Source organism: Leptospira sanjuanensis, assembly GCF_022267325.1.
Taxonomy (GTDB): Bacteria; Spirochaetota; Leptospiria; order Leptospirales; family Leptospiraceae; genus Leptospira; species Leptospira sanjuanensis.
In genome coordinates this window covers 94,140-112,500 of the sequence record NZ_JAIZBG010000002.1, presented here as the reverse complement: position 1 = coordinate 112,500, position 18,361 = coordinate 94,140, and the positions used below count along the sequence as shown (strand labels likewise).

The window sequence follows — 18,361 nt, the reverse complement described above, 5'->3', positions numbered from 1 at the left end:
CGGGGAATTTATCCAAATACTTGTAACGGTCTTCTCTCGCTTTTAGAAGGTCCTTCAATGGGACGGGAAATTGCTGAACTACCTTGTATTTCATCCGGGCCTCTTGATGAGTTCTCGCGCATTCTCTTAAGGAATGCTCGGTTTTCCAATCCAGTTAATAAAAAACTATAGGAAGATTTTGCAAGACTTTAATTCTGGTAGGAAGGTCTTTGGTTGGAATTCGATGAAAGAAATTGCCTCTTCCTGGGTTGAAATCTCAAAACGTTCTCTTCACAACAATCTGGAGAGTTTTCGTTCCATTCTCCGTCCTCATTCCATTCTTACCGCGATCTTAAAATCCAACGCGTACGGTCACAGCATCGAAACGATGGCGAGGCTTTGCATCGAGGCCGGTGTTTCGCGTATCGGCGTCAACTCGATCGAGGAAGCGATTCTGATTCGGGAAATCGATTCCCAAATTCCGATCCTGATTATGGGAGAAATTCAAAACCCGGAAAAACAAAAGGATGCGTTAGCCGATCCGAACTTCTGGATCGTGTTCTCAAGACCTGCAACGGCCAAGATTCTTTCTTCTTTGAATCCCTCCCCGAAGCTCCACCTTAAGATCGATACGGGGATGGGAAGACTCGGAAGTCACGGACAAACGTTGCGGAATACGTTAGCCGAACTGAAAGAAGCCGGAATCGTTCTCGACGGGATCTGCACCCACTTTGCGAGCACGGAAGACGTTTTAGAACATAAATATTCTCTAATGCAGATTCGGAAGTTCGAGGAAGCGGTCGCGCTCGCCGAGTCCTTCGGTTACAAGAATTTAATCCGACATACATGCGCTTCCGCTTCGACGATGCTTTTCCCGCACGCTCATTACGAAATGGTTCGGATCGGAATCTCCCTTTACGGACTTTGGCCGAGTATGCAGACCCGTTTGTCCTTGAATCTCACCGGAAACAAGAACTTTCAACTCAGTCCCGTTCTTTCTTGGAAGACGAGAATCGCCCATATCCAAAATCATCCGGCCGACAGTTATATCGGCTACGGTTCCACGTTTCAAACGTCGTATCCGACCAAGGTCGCGGTAGTTCCGGTCGGTTATTACGAAGGACTCGACCGAAAACTTTCGAGCAACGGTGAAATGCTCGTTCAGGGCAAACGCGCGAGAATCATCGGAAGGATCTGCATGAACATGACGATGCTCGACGTTACTCATATTCCCGGAGCGGACGTGGGAAGCGTCGTTACGATCATTGGACAAGACGGAGAAGAATCCGTTACCGCCGACGACGTTGCGGACAGAACGCATACGATCAATTACGAGATTACGACGAGAATCAGCGAATCCATTCCAAGGATTGTTGTAGACTAGAAACTCTTCCTTTCTTAGCGTAACTTGTATCCAAAAGATTTCCAAAAATAAAAAGGGGCCGCATGCAAGAGACCTCCACTCCCAAAAATTCGAACGCAACTGAAATCGTTTATTCCACAAAAACCTACGATTGGCTGATCAGCCTGGTTTATAGAACCAGAGGAATTCTATTCGATTCGATCGACGAATACTTTTCGGAAAACAACCACGATCGGATTTTAAGAGCGCAATATCCCACCGTCATCATCGGCAACCACGTGGAGGAAGGCGACGTCCCAGCCCTCGCCGCGATCCATAGAGTGATTCAACCCAAGATCAAGTTCGCGATCCCCGCACGGGAAGATATATTAAAAAAACATTTTTTAGTAAAGGAGTTCCGTCCGAAAGGAACACTGAAATTCATCTTCGGTTTTATCGATAGAACCAACTTGATTCCGACATTTTTAAGATACATCGGAGCCTTTCCCATCAAACGCCCGTTCCGCGACAATGCGAGAGAACTTCTCAAAAGCGGAGAACTCAGAAACATGGTCGATCAGGAATGGAACACTCTTGTGGAGCGGGTGAACTCGGGCAGAAATCTCTTCATGTTCCCCGAAGGAACGTTCAACCACGACGGCTATTTGAATCAGATCAAAAAGGGAGTCTACTTTATCCGCACGAAGATCAAGGACGTTCACTTCATCTCCTTCACTCTGACGTACGATTACATCTCCGCGAAAAAGACCCAGCTTCACATCGCATACGGGGAGAATTTCGACGTTTCCGAAAGCGCGAACAGCGACGAGGTCGCCAACATCGTCAAAGAAAGACTCGGAAAAAATTACGTCGCGACGACCGGCAATCTGCTTTCCATGATTCTAATGCGTTTGAGTTCCGAAGCCGCGGTCGGCAAGGACGTTTTGTTGAAACGTCTGCAAAGTTTCGCTTCCGAAGTCAAAAAAAAGGGGAAGGAGATTCACGTCTCCGGTAAGTTGTTCGGTTCTCACCTCGAGGATGCGTTTCAACATATTCTGCAGAGAGGCTTTGAACATAAACTTCTCAAACTCGACGGAAACGGACACGTTCTTGCTACGGAAAAACTTCTTCATAAGGAAGGAGACACGAGAAATTTGAGAAAGAAAAACCCGTTCTTGTATCACGCAAACCAGCTCACCTTTCACAAACCGGAGCTGGATAAAATTCTTCTTTCTTTAAGCGATTCGGGAATTTGATTCGATGGGATTTTGGAAACGCCTCTTCTCCCCTAAAAAAGAATTTAGATCCGCGGCAAAAGCCTGGATCGAAAATCCGGAACGAGTTCAGAAAAGCATCGGAAGAATTTTCGACTTCGTTTTCGATTCCACTTTGAAAGAATTGTTGCCGGAAAAAATTTCCGTCTCCTTGGAACCGGTAGCGGGACTCAGAGTTCCGGAAGAAAAAGCGAGAATCATTTTACAAGGTTTGGATGTACGGACTCTTCTTCCGTTCAACTCGGTTTCCGAAGCGATGAGCGCCGATACGCAGGAAGCGATCTTGGAACTCGCGGCGGGAACGGTCGCGGCCCCTTCCAAACTATTTTTGATGAAGATTCTCAATCAATCTCCGATTCAGGAGATGTTTTCGCAAGGTCTCGAAAAGATATTAGTAGAATTTAATAAAAAGCTGAACCCTCTCGCGGGAGTGTTTCAAGCCGCGGGTTTCGAGAAACAGATCTCCGGATTTCTTTCGGTTTTACTTCCCGGTTTTACGGAAAAGATGGCGGAGGTTCTGCATTCTTCCTCGGAAAGCGAGGCGGGCAAAATTCTGATCCGCAACACGTTGAAGATCCTTTTTCAAACCGGCTTTGCGGACATCGGCCATCTCGAATCCGCAGATCTCCGAAAACATTTGGAAAAACTGAGAGAAGCGGTTTCCAAAGATCCACTTCTGGAACAAAGTATAGAAAAGTTTTACGAGAATTTCAGGGACGCGATATTAAACGAATACAGAGGGGAAACCTTGAAGGAATTCCTGGGCTATTCCGAAGAGGAATACGTTCGCTTTAAAAATTCCGTTTCTAAAACGACCGCGGAAAACCTTCTTGCCATTCACAAACAAAAACCGCTGACTGGGCTCGTAACGGATCTGCTGGAGGATGTGCTTGGATGAAAAAAGTGATCAATCAGATCGGAAAGGCCCTCGAATACCTGGACAAACTCGGCACCGGCAAATCCTTTCAACTGTTTCGGTCACTCGGTTATGAAAAACTGTATTCCCTTTCGGAGAAGGTGGATCACAAAACCCTTTTGTACATCAGCCAGAACCTCGACGAAAAAACCATCATCGAATTTTTAAACCGAATTCCGGAAGAAACCCTAGTGCAACTTTTATCCACGGTTCGTCCGGCGGACATTACGTATTTCGCAAATAGTATTCCGATGGACGATCTTGTTTTATTATCCACTTCGATTCCCGCGGCCGACATCGCGGAAATGTCCTTAAAAACCGGTAAAGAATCCTCCGCGGAACTTTTAAAAAACATCGGTCCCCACAAATCGATCGCTTTGTTAAACGAAGTCGGAGTTCAAAACTTCATCGAACTTTCCTTAAAGGTTCCGCCCACCAAACTGATCCCCGTGGTCGCCGAATTGACTCCGCAACAATCCGGCATCTGGATCCGTCAAAGGGGTATCGGAGATATTCCGAGACTCATCGAAGCCTTCGGCGTTCAGAATCTTTTGGTGTTTTTGAGAACGCTCGGATTTGAAAAGAACCTTCACATCATGGGCGTTTTAGGTTTGGAAGAGCTGATCGAACTCGCGTATACGATTTCCGGAATGAAACTTCCGGGCGCGGCAAACGCTTCCGCCAAATCCAGGAAAGCCGCTTCTAAAAAATCCTCCAAGAAAAAGGCGAAGCCGAAAAAGAAGGCTCCCGTCAAAAAGAAACGAAAACATTCGTAAATTAGAAACTTCTAAAGTGGAAGACGCGGACAAAACGTTTTTAACGGACAACCGCCTTACTCATCTTTTGCAGGGAATCGGAATGGATTCTTCCATCCACCATGTTAATTCTACGTCCAGCCAAGGCGGCGTAATCGGGGTCGTGCGTCACAAAAACGACGGTGGTTCTGTTCTCCTGATTGATCCGTTTCAGGATTTCCATCGCTTTGTCGCCGTTCGCCGTGTCCAAATTTCCCGTCGGTTCGTCCGCAAACAGAAAAATCGGATTCATGATCAAAGCCCGCGCGATTGCCGTTCTTTGCTGCTCGCCCCCGGACATTTGGGAAGGAAATTTGTCCTTACAGTGTTCCAAACCGAACTCGGATAGGAGTCGCCTTGCTTCGTCCCGTTTAAGGATATTCTTTTCGGTTTTACGCGTCGGCATCAATATGTTTTCGATTGCGGTCAACTCGGGTAAAAGATAATGAAATTGGAATACGAATCCTATATTCAGATTTCGAAATATATGTGCGTCCTTGCTCGGCATCGAAAATAGATCCATTCCGTTCAGAAACACCTTTCCGGAACTCGGCTGATCCAATCCGCTCAACATATACAACAAGGTGGATTTTCCGGAACCGGATCTTCCCGTTAAAGCGACAAACTCTCCGCGTTGCAGACGAAACTCCGCGTCCTGCACCGCGTATGTGGGCGGCTCTCCGAATCGTTTGGATAAGGAAGTGCACGCGATCGCTGCGGTTTCTTCCTTTTCCATCGTGTGATTTCGCCCCGGACTCATGCGCTACCCCGTATGATTTCGACGGGAGAAAGTTTCGAAGCGGACTTAGCGGGAATATAAGCCGCGATTCCGCTCGTGATTACGGATAAGCTGAAGGCCTTAACGTAGATCGTATAATCCCAAGAAATCTTCATCACGTTGACCATCATTTGTCCCTTGGTCGTTTTACCGCCGATCGGATAACCGTCCAAAGCGTAACACGCGATCGCTCCCACAATCAGACCGCAAGCCGCTCCGAGCAGACCCAACAAAAGCCCTTGTATGATAAAGAGTCGGATCGTGTCCCCTTCGTCAAAACCCACGGATCGAAGAATCGCGATTTCCCTTTTTTTATGATTCACAACCATATTCAAAACATTGTATATTCCGAAAGCGACAACGAGTATGATCGTAAACGTCGTAGTATTCCTTACGATATTCTGCGTTTTGAACACGGACAAAACGCTTTCGTACGTCTGATCCCAGCTTTGAACCTTGTCCTTGGTAAAAAAAGACCACTCCGTTGCGACTTCGGCCGCTTTCGAAACGTCGATCAATCGAACGGCTATTTCCGAAATGACTCCGTTAGACTGCGTAATCCTCTGAACCGTCCGCAGAGAGGCATAGACGGTCGTATCATCGATCATTCGATTCCCGACTCGAAAGACTCCGCCGACTTTGACGTTCGATAATTTGCCGTTCGTGGTAACCACTTGAAGAGTATCGCCGGTTTCGGCGCCGAGTTTCTCCAACAATCCGGATCCGGCAAAAATCATATCGCCTCCCCGATCCAAATCCCGGAGATTTCCTTTCTCCACATATTTACCGATGGTCGTCACTCTGGTTTGACGAGCGGGATCGATCCCTTGCAATTTTCCGGGCAAAGTCTGTTTTCCGAATTTGAAGATCAGTTGTCTATTGAGCTGCGGGGCATACGCTTCCACGCGTTCGTCCTGATCCAATTTCAAAAACCAGCCTTTAACGTTTGTTAGCTGAGTAGAGTCCGTTTTTCCCGAAGGAGGATTGATCCATCGTACCGTGGAATCGGGATAAAAAATGCCTTCGAAACTTTCCTTCTTTAAAACTTCGTCCCTGGGCGAGATGCGGATTTGCGCGTCGTTGTTCACGAGTTGATCCGTGATATATTCCTGAAAGCCCAACATCATCCCGGAAAAAACGACATACCCGGCGGTTCCCAAGAGAATCCCCAAAAAAGTCAGAAAAGTCTGCTGAGGTCTCTTTAATAACTGCCGAATCGCGAGAAAAAACATATGGATTTACTTTTCTCCGTTTAAAAAGACCGTATCGGTCGGTAACACCGAATCTTCCAAGACCTCGCACCACTCTCCGTCGACCGCGCCGACGTTCGCCTGCACCCAGAACGTCTTCCCGTTTCGTCTAACGCGGATTCTGCCTTTTTCAACGGCTCTGATGGGGATCAAGACGGCGTTTTCTTTGCGTGCAACTTCCAGCGCAACATCCGCCGTCATCTCCGGTAAAATTCCTTCTGGCATGGAATCCACGTCGACGCGGACAAAAAATTGACCGTCGGAAGGATAAACACGGCTGACCTTTCCGAGCATCTTATTTCCCCGTAAATTCTCGAAGCTTAGTTCCGCTTTTTGTCCTGTGCGAATCCGCAACATCGAATCCTGATCCAGGGAAAGAAGGACGTATGTTTTGTTCAAATCCATCATGGTGAGAACCGGCGTTCCCGGCATGACGATTTCGCCTTCCTGAAATAAGAGAGAAGTGACTGTTCCGGAAAAAGGCGCGGTAAAGGAAACTCCGGAATCCGTTATAAGAATCAATTGACCGGCCTTTACGACCTGACCCTCCTCCACATACAGCTTACGAACGGAGGAGGTCACGCCCATTTTGAGATGATAGACCCGTTCCGACTTTACCGTTCCCAGCGAATAAACCAGTTCTACGATCGGTCCGACCTTGGGAGTGAACTCGGATCGTTTGTTATTTAGGATTATATAAATTACGGATATTATAATAATCGAAGAAACTCCTAAGAGTGCGACGCGTCCCCAGCGGGATCCGATTACGATTTTAAAATAAGCTCGAATTAGATTCATTTAACTTACGTTTCCGGTGATTCAATCCAGCAATCGGGCGAGATGCTCTTTGTCTTGAACTATGATTTTTTTCTTATCAATCTCGATCCAACCCCTGCATTTTAAATCGGAAAGGGTCCGAACGAGAGTTTCCGTTTTCACACCGATGATCGAAGCCATAACCTCTCGCGTAAAAGGCAATTCGATTTCCTGTCCCTGTTCGTTCATGCTCTCTAAAAGATATTCGGCGACCTGAGCGTGCACTTGACGGGTTCCCATCGAATAGATCTTATTTTCGGCTTCCCTGCTTTCGTTCGCGATTCGATCGAAAACCAAGTCCCGAAATCCGGGATCCGCCTGCAAAAGAAGTCTGAATTCCGATTCGGATATGAATTGCACTTCCGTATCCTCCAACGCGGTCGCATTGTGAAGATACTTTCCTCCTCCGATCGAATCCCTCAATCCGACCCAGCTTCCTACACAATGGATTTTGAATGTCTGTTGTTTATCCTGGTTTTTGGAAGCGCGATAAGCGCGAACCGCTCCTTTCAGAATGATATAGAATCCTTTGGACGATTCGCCTTCTCGAAATAGAACCTCTCCTTTCTCGAAAGTCTTGATCTTCTTATCTTGATTGAAACTCGAAGGATTCACCAATCGCAAGGAACCTTTTTCGGAGGTTACGTCGTTTTCTGGAAACGGTGTGAAGGTTTTTTTGAGTGCACTCATTCTTATCTACCTCTATCGGAGTGATTCATTCATACTCCGATTCGATCGATCCGTCAACGGGCGACGGGGTATGAGGCGGATTTGGACGGTTTTCGGCGGATTTAGAGGAGAAAAATCGGATGATAATTATCATTCCCGAGAAAATCGATTCGGATTTGCGAAATTCGATTTTCAGCATCCAATAGTTCTAATGTACAACAAGGAGTCGGCTATGCAAATCAACGAAGGAACAATCGACCGCATCATTCGAATCGTTTTGGGAATCGCTCTCATCGGTTTCGGATATGCGACTCAGGGAGTGATTGGTACGGTCCTATTGGTGGCGGGTTTCGTTCCGTTAGGAACCGGTGTTTTAGGATGGTGTCCGTTATACTCCGTATTCGGATTCAGCACCTGCCCCATGAAGAAGTGAAACGCAGAGAACCGGGTTTTTACGAACCCGGTTCGGGTTCTTTATTCGGCGAACTCCAGCGTTCTTCGTTCCGGGTGAGAGAACCATTTCAAAACCGTATCCGACACCAATCTCCATTTTTGCGGATCTTCAAAATGACTCGGAGAACCGGGTATCAAATACAATTTTTTCAACGGAGTCTCGATTCGATTCAGAAAGATTTGATTGGATTGGATCGTTTTAAAATCGAGGGCGCCGATGATGTTCAGAATCGAAACGTCGCTAAACACGATGTTCAAAGGCAGTAATCCGTCTCCGATTAAGATCAGACTTTCGATTTTTCCCTTCAATGTGGAAGCGGCACGAAAGATTCTTTCGGCGATATTGGAAAAACCGAGATACGCGAACTTAAGTCCTTTTGTTTCGGAAAGCGCTTCTAATTTTTTCGTTACTTCGACCAAACGATCCGCGAGCAGGGACTCGTCGAAAAGATTTGCGGAGATTTTTTTTTCATCCTCGGTCAAAAGCCCGGATAGAAAAAAAGTACCGATCCCGTTCGCATACAAAGTCCTACAAAGAGCGTCGAACCGTTCCAGATGTCTGCCTTCCTTCTCTCCCAAAACCGTAATCACGAGCAATTTGGAATGAAGAGGAAGACGCAGTTCACCCTTTAAGCCGATCCGATTCACTCGAATGGCGATGGTTTTGCTATGATCTTTTCTTTCCCTCATCATAAATCGTTTGAACGCTTTTTCCGAATTTGAAACGCGCGCACTTACAACAAATCGCGTCTCGGCGTGCAGAGTTTCCGGCACGGATGAAGAATCGTAATCGATTCCAAACGACAGGTCAATCACCCCCGGGGGATGTTGCGAATGGGAGAGGTTTTCGGTGAAATGAGAGGGTAAAAAAGAAGGATCGGTTTTTACGGAGATCTCACGATTGAACGTTAGACGAAACTGTACGAAACTTAGTACTTAAGTTACAGAAGCTCCTTGATCTTTGCGATGTATTTGCGGCCGACAGGGAGTTGTGTTTCCTCTTCGTCCTTTAAGTAGACGGAATAATTTCCCATATTATCGCTCTGAAGGTGCGACAGTTTTTCCAGGTTGATGATGTATTGTTTATAGATTCTTAAAAAGCGAGTCGGCGGAAGTTTGGTTTCAAGATTTTTCAAGGATTTATAGGTGACGTATTCTCTCGCGTCCGTATGAACGAGACTGAAGTTGTCGCGAGAAGAGATGTAATTGATCTCTTTGTACGGAATCAGAAAGTGATTCTCCTTTTCGAGTATGAAAAGTCCGTGTTCGTTGAATACGTTTTTGGGAGCGGGTTCCACCTTTTGATCGAGAAACTGAACGGCGCGGTCAACGGCTTTGTAAAAGCGATCCTTCGAAAAAGGTTTTAGCAGATAATCGATCGCTCCCAACTCAAACGCTTCGATCGCTTTGTCCTTCAACGCGGTGATGAAGATGATATACGGAGGAACCTCCAACCGTTCCAAAATTTCCAAACCGGAAAGCAAGGGAAGGTTGATGTCGAAGAAGGCGAGATCGATCGGTTCGGCTAATAGAAATTCGAGAGCTTCCTCTCCGTCTTTTGCAACCTTACAGAGCTTGAGTTCGGGACGAGACAAACAAAAGTTAACGAGGAGTTCCCGAGTGGGAGCCTCGTCTTCCACGATCATCGTTTTCCATTCTCTTCCCGTAGTCATTTTCCGATTGAATCCGAAAGTTTTTCGTTGTTCGGTTTATCAAAAGTCACGGTCACTACCGTGCCGCCTTCGGGGTGATTCTCGATTTTTACTTCGGATTCGTAAAGATAAAATTTAAGTCGATCCGAGATGTTTGTTAAGGTTCTTGAATGGATCATATCCGATTTGAGCCCGACCCCGTCGTCTCGAATTAAGATATGGGTTTTTGTCCCTTCGATATAAGCCTGAACGGAAATTATCCCTTTTCCTTTTTTGTTTCGCAGTCCGTGAAGATAGGAATTCTCGACGATCGGCTGCAACGTCAAAGGCGGAAGCTGGCATTTGCTGAAGTTTCCGATCTTCTCGACCTTTACGTCGATAAAATCGGAAAAACGCAGCTTGAGAAGTTGAAGATAATTCTCCATAAACTCCCATTCCACGTCGAACGGAACGAGTTGTTTGACCGCTTGATCGGTAAGAAATCGATAATTATCCGCAAGCATCAGAATCGCGGAATCCGCAAGTTCGGGATTGGTCTGCAGATACGAATGAATGATGCTGAGCGTATTGAACAAGAAGTGCGGACTCATTCTATCCTGAAGCGTCTTCAGATTATTCTCCGCGTGTCTCGCCTTCTCTTCCGTTTCCTTTCGTTCGGTGATGTCGTTTCGGATCGCGAGATATTGATACGGTTTCCCGTTTTCGTCCAAGATCGGGGAGATCGTCGTATCCACCCAATAAAATCTTCCGTCCTTAGCCTTGTTTTTGATTTCTCCCTTCCAGATCTTTCCCTTGGAAATCGTTTTCCAAAGATCTTTGAAGAATTCTTTCGAATGATAACCGGAATTGATGATTCGATGATTTTGTCCGAGAAGTTCGTCCCGCGAATAGCCGCTGATATTGCAGAAGTTTTGATTCACATAGATGATCGTTCCCGCTCGATCGGTGAAAGCGACGATGGAGACCGCGTTCAACGCGGTTTGAAAATCTGACAGTTCTTTTAGAGAACCCTTTAACTCGCGTTCGATCTCTTTCGTGTGAGTGATGTCCACACCGACGAACCATTTTTCCCAACCGGGTAAAGGAAACTCGGAGGAAAGATTGGATAAAAGGATCGTCTTCGTTTTTCCGTCCTTGGCGATGAGTTCGAGTTCCCAGTTCTTAAAGTCGGAATCGAAAATTTTCGAATCGATCTTCATCAAAGATCCGGAATTGGATTCCGGTAAAAGTTTTTCCTGAAGAAATTCCTCTTTTCCAAAAACTTCTTTTTCGGAATATCCCATCACGCGTTCGCATTCGTGATTCCAGGATACGAGACGGAATCCTCTGTCCACCGCCATAAAGAGAATCGGCATGTTCTCGAGAACCTTCCGCATTCTTCCTTCGCTTTCCTGCAGGGATCGGCGAAGACGTTTTTCCGAAATCAAGCCGCCCCAATGACGCGTAACGCAGCTCAACTCGGCCGCGAAATCCGGCCCCGGCTCCGAACCGTTTTCCAAAAACAAAAGAAAAACTCCCACGACTTCGTTTCCGTCAATGATCGAAAAGCCGAGAACGGATCCGATTCGAGTCGAAAGCGATTCGGGAATCGAAAGCGGCCGCGTAAACGAAACGTCCCAAACGATTCGCGTGTTTTCGGAATTTCGGAAGAATTGATCGTATAACGCCCCGTTTGGCGCGACTTTAGCGGAAGAATCGATGCGATTTTCTTGAACGAACGAGGCGATTCGATCGGGAAGAAAAACCGCTTCGAGCAAAAAGGAATTCGCGTATTCGTCGAAAAGCCAGGCTTGGCCGTACAGACAATTCGCAACCTGAGACAAACGTTCTAAAATTTTCGACAAAGCCTCTTCCAAATCCACGGCCTTGCCGTATAAACTGGAAAGCATTTCCAGGCAATCGACGACATTTCGTAAGAGATTCAGTTCTTTTTGTGTTTCTTCCATTCCGAAAATCCTGTAAATTTGCAGGTCTCGCCTTATTCCGGCCGTTTACCCAAGCCAATCTTGACCAAACAAAACAACGATGGTACAAAATCATTTCAAACAAAAGGAGAATTTTATGAACAGTCTCGCAAAAACTCGCGACCCCTTTTTGAGTCTGAATAGCTTGGACCACTTCTTCCACAACTGGAACGAGTTCCTGCAAAAGGATTGGGTGCGTCATATACCCGCGGTGAACGTGGTCAAAACGAAAGAAGGATACGAATTGGAATGCGCCGCACCCGGTTTGGATAAAAAGGATTTCAAGATCGATCTCGAAGGGGATTTGCTGACGATCAGCGCCACGAAAAAAACGGAATCCAAAGAGGAAGACAAACACTACAGCAAACGGGAATACAATTATTCTTCTTTTAGCCGTTCGTTCAATCTTCCCGATACGGCGGACCGGGAAAAAATCACTGCGAAATACGAGAATGGGATTCTAAAACTCGCGATTCCGCAAAGAGCGGACGGGAAAAAAGTGGAACAAAAGATCAACGTTCAGTAACGAAAGAATGCCGGACGAAGTTCCGCCGAATCGGTGAACGGTCGGTTCGGACGTTTTTTTTTACTGAGGTTGATCCAAATTCTTTTTTGCGTTTAAAAGTTCGTTCTTGCTTTCACGCAGAGAATGAAGCCGTTCTTCGATCACTTTAAGGGAAGAAGCAGGATAATTTCTTCCCGCGTCCTTAAAGAACTGCACGCTGTATTCCAGAATCTCGGTCATGTCGTCCGAACGTTTGATCTTAGAATCCAAATAAAACGTCATTTCCGGCTTAGCGACTTCTCTTCCTTCGAGAAGAGCCGCGCGCACTTCATCCATTCTTTCTTCGTCTTTTTTTTTCTTCTCTTCCTGTTCCTTGGTCAACTCCCTCGGAATGAGGCTGTTATTCGGAAAACGGTCGGCCAAAGGTTTTACTTTTTGAATGACTTCCTTTCGGATTCGTTCCTTTTCTTCGGGGGAAAGATTGGAATAACCGCCCGCGGTTTCCGCAGAGGACGTATCACCGGTCGAAACGACGCTTGTATCCGACTCGCTCGCACTGGAGAAGTCCAAAAAATTTCCAGATTCAAAGAGAGAGCCTTCTTCCCGGCTGACCGTGTCTCGGCTGAGTCCATTCGCCAAACGATCATTACTCGAAGAACTTCCGCCGCCGAACGGACCGTCTCCTTCGAAAAAAGCGAGATACGCGAAAATACATAAAAGAATTAAAATACTAGAATATAAGATTTTTTTGTTCATCACGATTCCTGTTTCTGCAAAGGAAGGAAGATGCGGAAATTACTTCCGCCGTTGACGCGGGATTCCAAAGTGATTTCCCCGTCCATCTTATGAAGAATACTTCTGGAAATCGGAAGACCGAGTCCGGTTCCTCCGATCCGTTTGTTTCGATCGTTCGGAATTCTGAAAAAACGTTCGAACACCTTTTCGACGTATTGGCGATCGATTCCCACTCCCGTATCCTTGATGTTAATTTCGAGTTTGCCGGTCCCCGATTCGATCATTCGGATTTCGATCTTTCCCCGTTCGGTGTATTTGATCGCGTTGACGAAAAGATTCGTGATCACCTGCGAGAATTCGAAACGGATTCCGCGTACTTTCAACTTCTTGATCAGAGAGAGTTCGACTCCGAGCCCTTTTTCCTTTGCCGATGGCCCGTTCGAATAGACGACTTCCTCGATGACGAGAGCGGGATCGAAATTCTCGATCAAACCGGAGTTGTCTTCCGTCCGAACTTCTTCGAACTTCAGCAGGTTTTCGATCAGGTGATTCAGACGTTTGATGTTCTTTTCGATCACATCCAACATTCCGACTTGTTCTTTGGAAATGGAAGAATTCAACTCCGCTCGGAGAAGTTCGAAGTAACCTTGGATGTTCGTCATCGGAGAACGAAGTTCGTGACTGATATTGGATATGAATTCGTGTTTTGCCTGTTCGGTTTCCTTCTTTTCCGAATCGTAAAGGATATGAACCTGATAGATTTTCCGCGCGCGTTCGAACAACGCAGTAATGCTCAAGGAAACTCCCATTTCCGATTTGTCCCGAAGCCTCATCTTCGCTTGATCGACACGCAACATCGTTTCGGCGGACTTTGTGGGAGAGGACCAATCCCCCATTTCGTTCAAACCGGGAAACAGATCCTCGAGTCTTAGATTGGTGATGTTGTCCTTGCTATAACCGGTTAAACTTCTAAAATTATAGTTCCCGGCGATCAACGCTCCCGAAACCGAATCCAAAAGAATGACCGGAATCGGAGAAAATTCGAAAAGGTAATTGAATCGATCGTCCGAGAATTGAAGTTCGATGCTTCGTTTGTCCATCTCCAAACCCTGCATCATAAGAACATTATCGATTGCTGATGTACGGATTTCCTGACTACGAATCTCCTGAAAAAGAAAATCGAGAATCGAATTGACTCCGGAACGGATCGCGGAAGCGGTTCCTTTCAAAGGAAGTATCGGAAGACGAACTCCTTTCTTGGAATTGTAGATGTTCAACACGAGATTCTGAAGATCGGAAACCAAATCCCCCAGTTCTCGTCGATCACCCGCTTGTTGTAAAAGTTTGTTCGACTCGTCCTTGCGGTTGAACTGTTCTTCCATCAACGCCGTCTTTTTCGTTTTAAACGCGGATGGATACGAAGGAATCGGATCTTTTGCCGCAAAGTCTAGGGCTTCCAAAAGAACCGGAGGAGGATCGATGAGATGTCCCATCGATCTCCAATAAATTTTTCCGAGATATTCCAACTCCTCCGACGCGGCGACCGGAGAAAGAATTTCCTTTAGATCTTGAGAAGGTTGTTTGTAAAAGTAATGCAGTTGTTCGGCTTCGATCTTGAACTCGGGAATACTTTCCTGAATCACGTGTTCGGTGGAAACGCTCGTGTTCTCGATCAGGGATTGGATCGCTCGAGTCAAAGCGGTTTGCACTTTTTGAATGCGATCGGGATACGTTCTCGCAAATCTTCCGTTAAACGCGAGCATGTTGACCGGCAATCGATACGGAGGAAGATCCCTTCCGTCCGAAATGCGGAACCCGTTGTTTAAAAAATGGGATTCCTGAACGGAACCGACGAGGCCGAGCGTTCCCGTTTGAGCGAACTCGTTCTCCAAAAGATACGACCGGGAATAAACGAAGGAAGCGGAGATTTTTTTACGAAGACGACTCGAACTTAAAAATTCCTGCGCGAGCAATTTATCAAGAGAAGTGCTTTGCAGAACCGGGATTAAATACGGAGTTCCTTCCAAGATGGAATCCGCGGTCGAGTTGTATCTCGAGTAAAAGGAATGGATCATTCTCGAAAGAATCATTCCGCGATAAATCGATTTGTTCGGCGCCGCCTTTTTGAAATGCAGATCCAACCAAGTCGTAAACGGAATTTCACCGGCCTCCACCTTTCCCGAACTCAAAAAAGCGAGAACCGCATCGTAGTTTTCGAGCACCCGGATCTGAACCGGAACTCCTTCTTTTTCAAAAAAGCCCCGCGACTTCGCGTATACGATCGGGAACGCCGTGATTCTGGATGTGATTGCAATTTCGATCACAAAAGGCAGTATTTCGCACGCGGCAGATTTATCAAGAATCCCTTGAAATTTCCTCAAAAAGAAAAAAAAGTTCATTCTTTCGGGAGAATTCTCCGAGAGACATAATATGAGGATCGAAGAATTGCCTACTGTGCAAACGATTTTGAACCGAATTCGTGAAATCGAAAGTCTTCCGAATCAATTTGTCCGGGAAACGCCGACGCCCGAGCGAGTTTCCGCCTCGCAGCAGGACTTTGATTCCATTCTGAAGGCGGCTCAGGAAAAAACCGCGGAACCGAATCTGCAAACAGAACCTGGGAGAAGAGATTCCAGAGGCGATCTCAAAGGCATTGAACCTACTCTCGCGGAGATCATCCGCAAAGAATCGGAAAAGAATCATCTCGATCCTTCTTTGGTTCAAAGCGTGATCAAAGCGGAATCCGGATTTAAGGCGAATGCGGTTTCACCCAAAGGAGCGATCGGATTGATGCAGCTCATGCCTTCCACCGCGAACCTTCTCGGAGTGGATGATCCTTCCGACCCGGCGGAGAATGTCGCGGGCGGTACGAAATTCTTAAGCGATCTTTTGAGCAAATACAAGAATCTGGATCATGCGCTCGCAGCCTACAACGCGGGACCGGGAGCCGTGGATAAGTACGGAGGAATTCCTCCGTATAAGGAAACGCAGAAATACGTGGAGAAGGTTAAACGGTTTTACAAAGATTTTTCGGAATAATCTCGTAGGAGTTTCGAAATCGTTTCGTTTAGGATCGGAACTTTTTCGTAATTTCCGAAATCGTATGAGTTCCCACATTTTTAGTCGCATTCGGTCGGATCCGCGGCTCGGTGCCGCGATCCGCCGCGATTTCCTGAAGGAGTTCCCACAAATCAGTAATACTTTTGGATCTCCGTTTGCAGACAACCCGTAAGAGATTTGCAACTCGCGGTTTCGATCCCGTTTAAACAAACCTGCATCTTATCGAAGTGTTTTCTGCATCCACGCAAACAGGAATTTTCGATCTTCCCCATCTGCTCGGAAACGACAGCTCCCGGAAACAACTCCGCCACACAACCGGTCAACTTCGTGCAATACGCGAGACAAATCTCCTTAGATTCGGAAGAATAGAATTCTTCTTTTTGAACCGCCCTTCCGTATTTCACCAAAACGACCGCGAACATAAGAACTAACAAAGCGTAGACGGGAGCGTATCGGACGATATGCCGAAGAGTCGCGTTTATGGACCCGTTTTTCGGGCTTTCGGAAAAGTTCATCGGCCATTCTCCGCGGCCTGCTGCAAGGAAGAATCGTGACTGTAAAAACGGATCTTATCGTACAGATCCTGGTGGATAAGAACTTCCTTTAATCCTAAGTCGCGTTTCCAGATCGACCAAGTTTGTGCGAGAGCGTATCCTTTCGGCAAGGAAGATTCCACTCGATACAATACTACGTCTCGTTTTCCGTCCATACAATTCATCTGCGCTCCGGGAAGCGAATGTTCCACCGAGGTTCCGGGTAACGCGTTTTTGAACGTAAGAGAAACCCAAGGATTTTCCGATACGACGCAGAGATTCTTGCTTTCCTGGATTCTTCCCGTTAACGGTACGTCGGGAAGATTCACCGAAGGAATCAACAAAAGCTGCAAGTAAAACATGAATCCGGTTCCGAGCAGAAGAGTCAAAGACGTCTTATAAAGGATGGTCTTTTTATGGGGAATGATCCAGAACGCGCCCACGATATTCGCGAAGCCGACCCAAAGAAGATCGACCCAAGCCTCTTGTCCCGAACGAAAATCCAATAGAATCTTTCCGAGACCGAGAACGATCGAAACGAAAATCAAAAATCGGAAGTTGCGTGAAAGAGGACCGGACAAGGAAACTTCCTGATCCTTTCTCGAAAAATACAAACCCACTCCGATAAACGCAAGAGGTATGAGCGGTAGAATATAATAATAATCCTTTCGATTGGGAAGTTCGTGTATGATCGAAATCGCAACGCTTGAAAAAATAAGGACCCTGCCTATCATCCCTCCGAAACTTTTCGAAGACTTTACGATCGTCTTCGACATCGTTTCCAAAAGAAACGGCGAAAATGGAAGACAGTACAGGATCCACCCCAAAAGGATAATGAACTCATTCTGATTGGTAGTAGCAGACGAGAATTTACCGAGGTTCTCGGTGAAGAAGAATACTTTTAAGAAAGCGCTTCCCGCAGGCGAAAGAGAAGTAAGAATTCCTCCCCAAGCCGCGAGAACTCCGAGCGCGAGCGCGTGAAACAGAACCTGATCCAGAATCATTCGGACCAAACGTTTTTTACCGGACCATTCTCCGTTTGCCTGAAATTGAAAGGCGTGAAGGAAGGCCCAACCTGCAAGTAAGGTTCCCGAGTATACTTGGAACAAGGGTCCCTTGACGAGACAGGCAAAGCCCGAAACGAGCGCCGCCGCAATGAGAAAGGAACGGTTTCTTTTTTTAAAATAAACTAACAGTAGATAGGTGGAGGCCGCCAATAAAAACGTCATCAAAGCTTCCATCATCACCAATCTAGAAAACTTAAAAACTCCGAGGGTCAGAAGATAACTCGAAGCGATGATCGCCGAATAAATCGGAGCCGCCTTGAACAACCGTAACGCGAAGTAGATCAAAATTCCCGTTCCCGCAAAAAGAAACAAAGAAGGAAGTCTTTCGGAGGTTAAACTCGTTCCGAAAATCAAGTCGGAAGCGATCCCGGTCCAAAAAAGAACGGGAGGCTTGTATAGATTCATAAAACCTTCGAACCTCGGAAAAAGAATTTCTCCGGTTTGAATGCTTTCCCGAATCGTCGCGATATGCATTTCCTCGTCGCCTTGAGGCAACACGGCTCTCGAACCTATGTTGGGAAAAAGGAAAAGCACCGAAATGACGAAAAGAACGGCCGCCATGAGCAGATCTCTC

General features: G+C 46.5%; 19 protein-coding genes (1 of these 19 running past the window's edge). 7 read left to right on the top strand and 12 right to left on the bottom strand.

Annotated features, from left to right (window positions below; all coding sequences use genetic code 11):
• Positions 1-94, bottom strand: partial view of a DUF2505 family protein gene (locus tag LFX25_RS18510; protein WP_100764351.1) — the 5' portion only. It extends 395 nt beyond the left edge of the window; 94 of the gene's 489 nt are visible here — the first part of the coding sequence; its start codon is at positions 92-94; its stop codon lies off the left edge, out of view.
• 129 nt (positions 95-223) lie between these two features.
• Here LFX25_RS18510 and alr point away from each other — a divergent pair, with 129 nt between their 5' ends.
• The 4 genes from alr to LFX25_RS18490 all read left to right on the top strand — a co-directional run bounded on the left by alr (position 224) and on the right by LFX25_RS18490 (position 4,287).
• The gene (alr, locus tag LFX25_RS18505) at positions 224-1,363 is read left to right on the top strand and encodes an alanine racemase (protein WP_238731745.1); all 1,140 of its coding nucleotides are present in this window, start codon (positions 224-226) and stop codon (positions 1,361-1,363) included.
• Positions 1,364-1,425: 62 nt separating this feature from the next.
• The gene (locus tag LFX25_RS18500) at positions 1,426-2,577 is read left to right on the top strand and encodes a 1-acyl-sn-glycerol-3-phosphate acyltransferase (RefSeq protein WP_238731744.1); all 1,152 of its coding nucleotides are present in this window, start codon (positions 1,426-1,428) and stop codon (positions 2,575-2,577) included.
• Positions 2,578-2,581: 4 nt separating this feature from the next.
• Positions 2,582-3,493 (top strand): hypothetical protein, encoded by a 912-nt coding sequence (locus LFX25_RS18495; RefSeq protein WP_238731743.1) that lies wholly within the window; start codon positions 2,582-2,584, stop codon positions 3,491-3,493.
• A complete protein-coding gene (locus LFX25_RS18490; protein WP_238731742.1) occupies positions 3,490-4,287 on the top strand; it encodes a hypothetical protein in 798 nt (265 codons plus the stop codon). The genes LFX25_RS18495 and LFX25_RS18490 overlap by 4 nt, the downstream gene beginning before the upstream one ends.
• Positions 4,288-4,327: 40 nt before the next feature.
• Here the strand turns inward: LFX25_RS18490 and LFX25_RS18485 are convergent, their stop codons facing one another.
• The 4 genes from LFX25_RS18485 to LFX25_RS18470 are packed head-to-tail and all read right to left on the bottom strand — an operon-like array spanning position 4,328 to position 7,839.
• Positions 4,328-5,065 carry an ABC transporter ATP-binding protein gene (locus LFX25_RS18485; RefSeq protein ID WP_406600543.1) on the bottom strand — a complete coding sequence of 246 codons (738 nt, stop codon included), beginning with the start codon at positions 5,063-5,065 and terminating at the stop codon, positions 4,328-4,330.
• Positions 5,062-6,315: an ABC transporter permease gene (locus LFX25_RS18480; protein ID WP_238731741.1), complete on the bottom strand. Its 1,254-nt coding sequence runs from the start codon at positions 6,313-6,315 to the stop codon at positions 5,062-5,064. Before LFX25_RS18480 ends, LFX25_RS18485 begins: the two co-directional genes overlap by 4 nt.
• A gap of 6 nt (positions 6,316-6,321) precedes the next feature.
• Positions 6,322-7,131 carry an efflux RND transporter periplasmic adaptor subunit gene (locus LFX25_RS18475; protein ID WP_238731740.1) on the bottom strand — a complete coding sequence of 270 codons (810 nt, stop codon included), beginning with the start codon at positions 7,129-7,131 and terminating at the stop codon, positions 6,322-6,324.
• Between the two features lie 21 nt (positions 7,132-7,152).
• The gene (locus LFX25_RS18470; RefSeq protein ID WP_238731739.1) at positions 7,153-7,839 is read right to left on the bottom strand and encodes a Crp/Fnr family transcriptional regulator; all 687 of its coding nucleotides are present in this window, start codon (positions 7,837-7,839) and stop codon (positions 7,153-7,155) included.
• A gap of 211 nt (positions 7,840-8,050) precedes the next feature.
• Between LFX25_RS18470 and LFX25_RS18465 the strand changes: the two genes are divergently transcribed.
• A complete protein-coding gene (locus tag LFX25_RS18465; protein ID WP_238731738.1) occupies positions 8,051-8,251 on the top strand; it encodes a YgaP family membrane protein in 201 nt (66 codons plus the stop codon).
• 41 nt (positions 8,252-8,292) lie between these two features.
• Here the strand turns inward: LFX25_RS18465 and LFX25_RS18460 are convergent, their stop codons facing one another.
• The 3 genes from LFX25_RS18460 to LFX25_RS18450 form a co-directional block, all read right to left on the bottom strand.
• Entirely contained in the window at positions 8,293-8,964 is a 672-nt protein-coding gene (locus LFX25_RS18460) for a dienelactone hydrolase (protein WP_238731737.1), read from the bottom strand.
• Between the two features lie 248 nt (positions 8,965-9,212).
• The gene (locus LFX25_RS18455) at positions 9,213-9,944 is read right to left on the bottom strand and encodes a LytR/AlgR family response regulator transcription factor (protein WP_238731736.1); all 732 of its coding nucleotides are present in this window, start codon (positions 9,942-9,944) and stop codon (positions 9,213-9,215) included.
• Positions 9,941-11,299 (bottom strand): PAS domain S-box protein, encoded by a 1,359-nt coding sequence (locus LFX25_RS18450; RefSeq protein ID WP_406600552.1) that lies wholly within the window; start codon positions 11,297-11,299, stop codon positions 9,941-9,943. The genes LFX25_RS18455 and LFX25_RS18450 overlap by 4 nt, the downstream gene beginning before the upstream one ends.
• 685 nt (positions 11,300-11,984) lie before the next feature.
• On the opposite strand from LFX25_RS18450, the gene LFX25_RS18445 reads away from it, so the two are divergent.
• Entirely contained in the window at positions 11,985-12,413 is a 429-nt protein-coding gene (locus LFX25_RS18445) for an Hsp20/alpha crystallin family protein (RefSeq protein WP_238731734.1), read from the top strand.
• 60 nt (positions 12,414-12,473) lie between these two features.
• Here LFX25_RS18445 and LFX25_RS18440 read toward each other — a convergent pair whose 3' ends face one another.
• Together LFX25_RS18440 and LFX25_RS18435 are read right to left on the bottom strand one after the other, a co-directional pair.
• Positions 12,474-13,148: an LIC_20245 family lipoprotein gene (locus LFX25_RS18440; RefSeq protein WP_238731733.1), complete on the bottom strand. Its 675-nt coding sequence runs from the start codon at positions 13,146-13,148 to the stop codon at positions 12,474-12,476.
• Positions 13,148-15,460 carry an ATP-binding protein gene (locus tag LFX25_RS18435; RefSeq protein ID WP_238732067.1) on the bottom strand — a complete coding sequence of 771 codons (2,313 nt, stop codon included), beginning with the start codon at positions 15,458-15,460 and terminating at the stop codon, positions 13,148-13,150. The genes LFX25_RS18440 and LFX25_RS18435 overlap by 1 nt, the downstream gene beginning before the upstream one ends.
• A gap of 97 nt (positions 15,461-15,557) precedes the next feature.
• On the opposite strand from LFX25_RS18435, the gene LFX25_RS18430 reads away from it, so the two are divergent.
• Entirely contained in the window at positions 15,558-16,166 is a 609-nt protein-coding gene (locus LFX25_RS18430) for a lytic transglycosylase domain-containing protein (protein WP_238731732.1), read from the top strand.
• A gap of 152 nt (positions 16,167-16,318) precedes the next feature.
• Here LFX25_RS18430 and LFX25_RS18425 read toward each other — a convergent pair whose 3' ends face one another.
• Both LFX25_RS18425 and LFX25_RS18420 read right to left on the bottom strand, forming a co-directional pair.
• Positions 16,319-16,702 carry a Cys-rich protein gene (locus LFX25_RS18425; protein ID WP_238731731.1) on the bottom strand — a complete coding sequence of 128 codons (384 nt, stop codon included), beginning with the start codon at positions 16,700-16,702 and terminating at the stop codon, positions 16,319-16,321.
• Positions 16,699-18,348, bottom strand: coding sequence for an ArnT family glycosyltransferase (locus tag LFX25_RS18420; RefSeq protein ID WP_238731730.1), 1,650 nt, complete (start codon positions 18,346-18,348; stop codon positions 16,699-16,701). Before LFX25_RS18420 ends, LFX25_RS18425 begins: the two co-directional genes overlap by 4 nt.
• Positions 18,349-18,361 lie beyond the last annotated feature (13 nt).

What these genes read in the sequence shown, in the direction of transcription:
- alr (WP_238731745.1), top strand. Translation starts at nt 224, where the DNA reads ATGAAAGAAATTGCCTCTTCCTGGGTTGAAATCTCAAAACGTTCTCTT.
- LFX25_RS18500 (WP_238731744.1), top strand. Translation starts at nt 1,426, where the DNA reads ATGCAAGAGACCTCCACTCCCAAAAATTCGAACGCAACTGAAATCGTT.
- LFX25_RS18495 (WP_238731743.1), top strand. Translation starts at nt 2,582, where the DNA reads ATGGGATTTTGGAAACGCCTCTTCTCCCCTAAAAAAGAATTTAGATCC.
- LFX25_RS18490 (WP_238731742.1), top strand. Translation starts at nt 3,490, where the DNA reads ATGAAAAAAGTGATCAATCAGATCGGAAAGGCCCTCGAATACCTGGAC.
- LFX25_RS18485 (WP_406600543.1), bottom strand. Translation starts at nt 5,065, where the DNA reads ATGAGTCCGGGGCGAAATCACACGATGGAAAAGGAAGAAACCGCAGCG.
- LFX25_RS18480 (WP_238731741.1), bottom strand. Translation starts at nt 6,315, where the DNA reads ATGTTTTTTCTCGCGATTCGGCAGTTATTAAAGAGACCTCAGCAGACT.
- LFX25_RS18475 (WP_238731740.1), bottom strand. Translation starts at nt 7,131, where the DNA reads ATGAATCTAATTCGAGCTTATTTTAAAATCGTAATCGGATCCCGCTGG.
- LFX25_RS18470 (WP_238731739.1), bottom strand. Translation starts at nt 7,839, where the DNA reads ATGAGTGCACTCAAAAAAACCTTCACACCGTTTCCAGAAAACGACGTA.
- LFX25_RS18465 (WP_238731738.1), top strand. Translation starts at nt 8,051, where the DNA reads ATGCAAATCAACGAAGGAACAATCGACCGCATCATTCGAATCGTTTTG.
- LFX25_RS18460 (WP_238731737.1), bottom strand. Translation starts at nt 8,964, where the DNA reads ATGATGAGGGAAAGAAAAGATCATAGCAAAACCATCGCCATTCGAGTG.
- LFX25_RS18455 (WP_238731736.1), bottom strand. Translation starts at nt 9,944, where the DNA reads ATGACTACGGGAAGAGAATGGAAAACGATGATCGTGGAAGACGAGGCT.
- LFX25_RS18450 (WP_406600552.1), bottom strand. Translation starts at nt 11,299, where the DNA reads ATGCGGAAGGTTCTCGAGAACATGCCGATTCTCTTTATGGCGGTGGAC.
- LFX25_RS18445 (WP_238731734.1), top strand. Translation starts at nt 11,985, where the DNA reads ATGAACAGTCTCGCAAAAACTCGCGACCCCTTTTTGAGTCTGAATAGC.
- LFX25_RS18440 (WP_238731733.1), bottom strand. Translation starts at nt 13,148, where the DNA reads ATGAACAAAAAAATCTTATATTCTAGTATTTTAATTCTTTTATGTATT.
- LFX25_RS18430 (WP_238731732.1), top strand. Translation starts at nt 15,558, where the DNA reads ATGAGGATCGAAGAATTGCCTACTGTGCAAACGATTTTGAACCGAATT.
- LFX25_RS18425 (WP_238731731.1), bottom strand. Translation starts at nt 16,702, where the DNA reads ATGAACTTTTCCGAAAGCCCGAAAAACGGGTCCATAAACGCGACTCTT.
- LFX25_RS18420 (WP_238731730.1), bottom strand. Translation starts at nt 18,348, where the DNA reads ATGGCGGCCGTTCTTTTCGTCATTTCGGTGCTTTTCCTTTTTCCCAAC.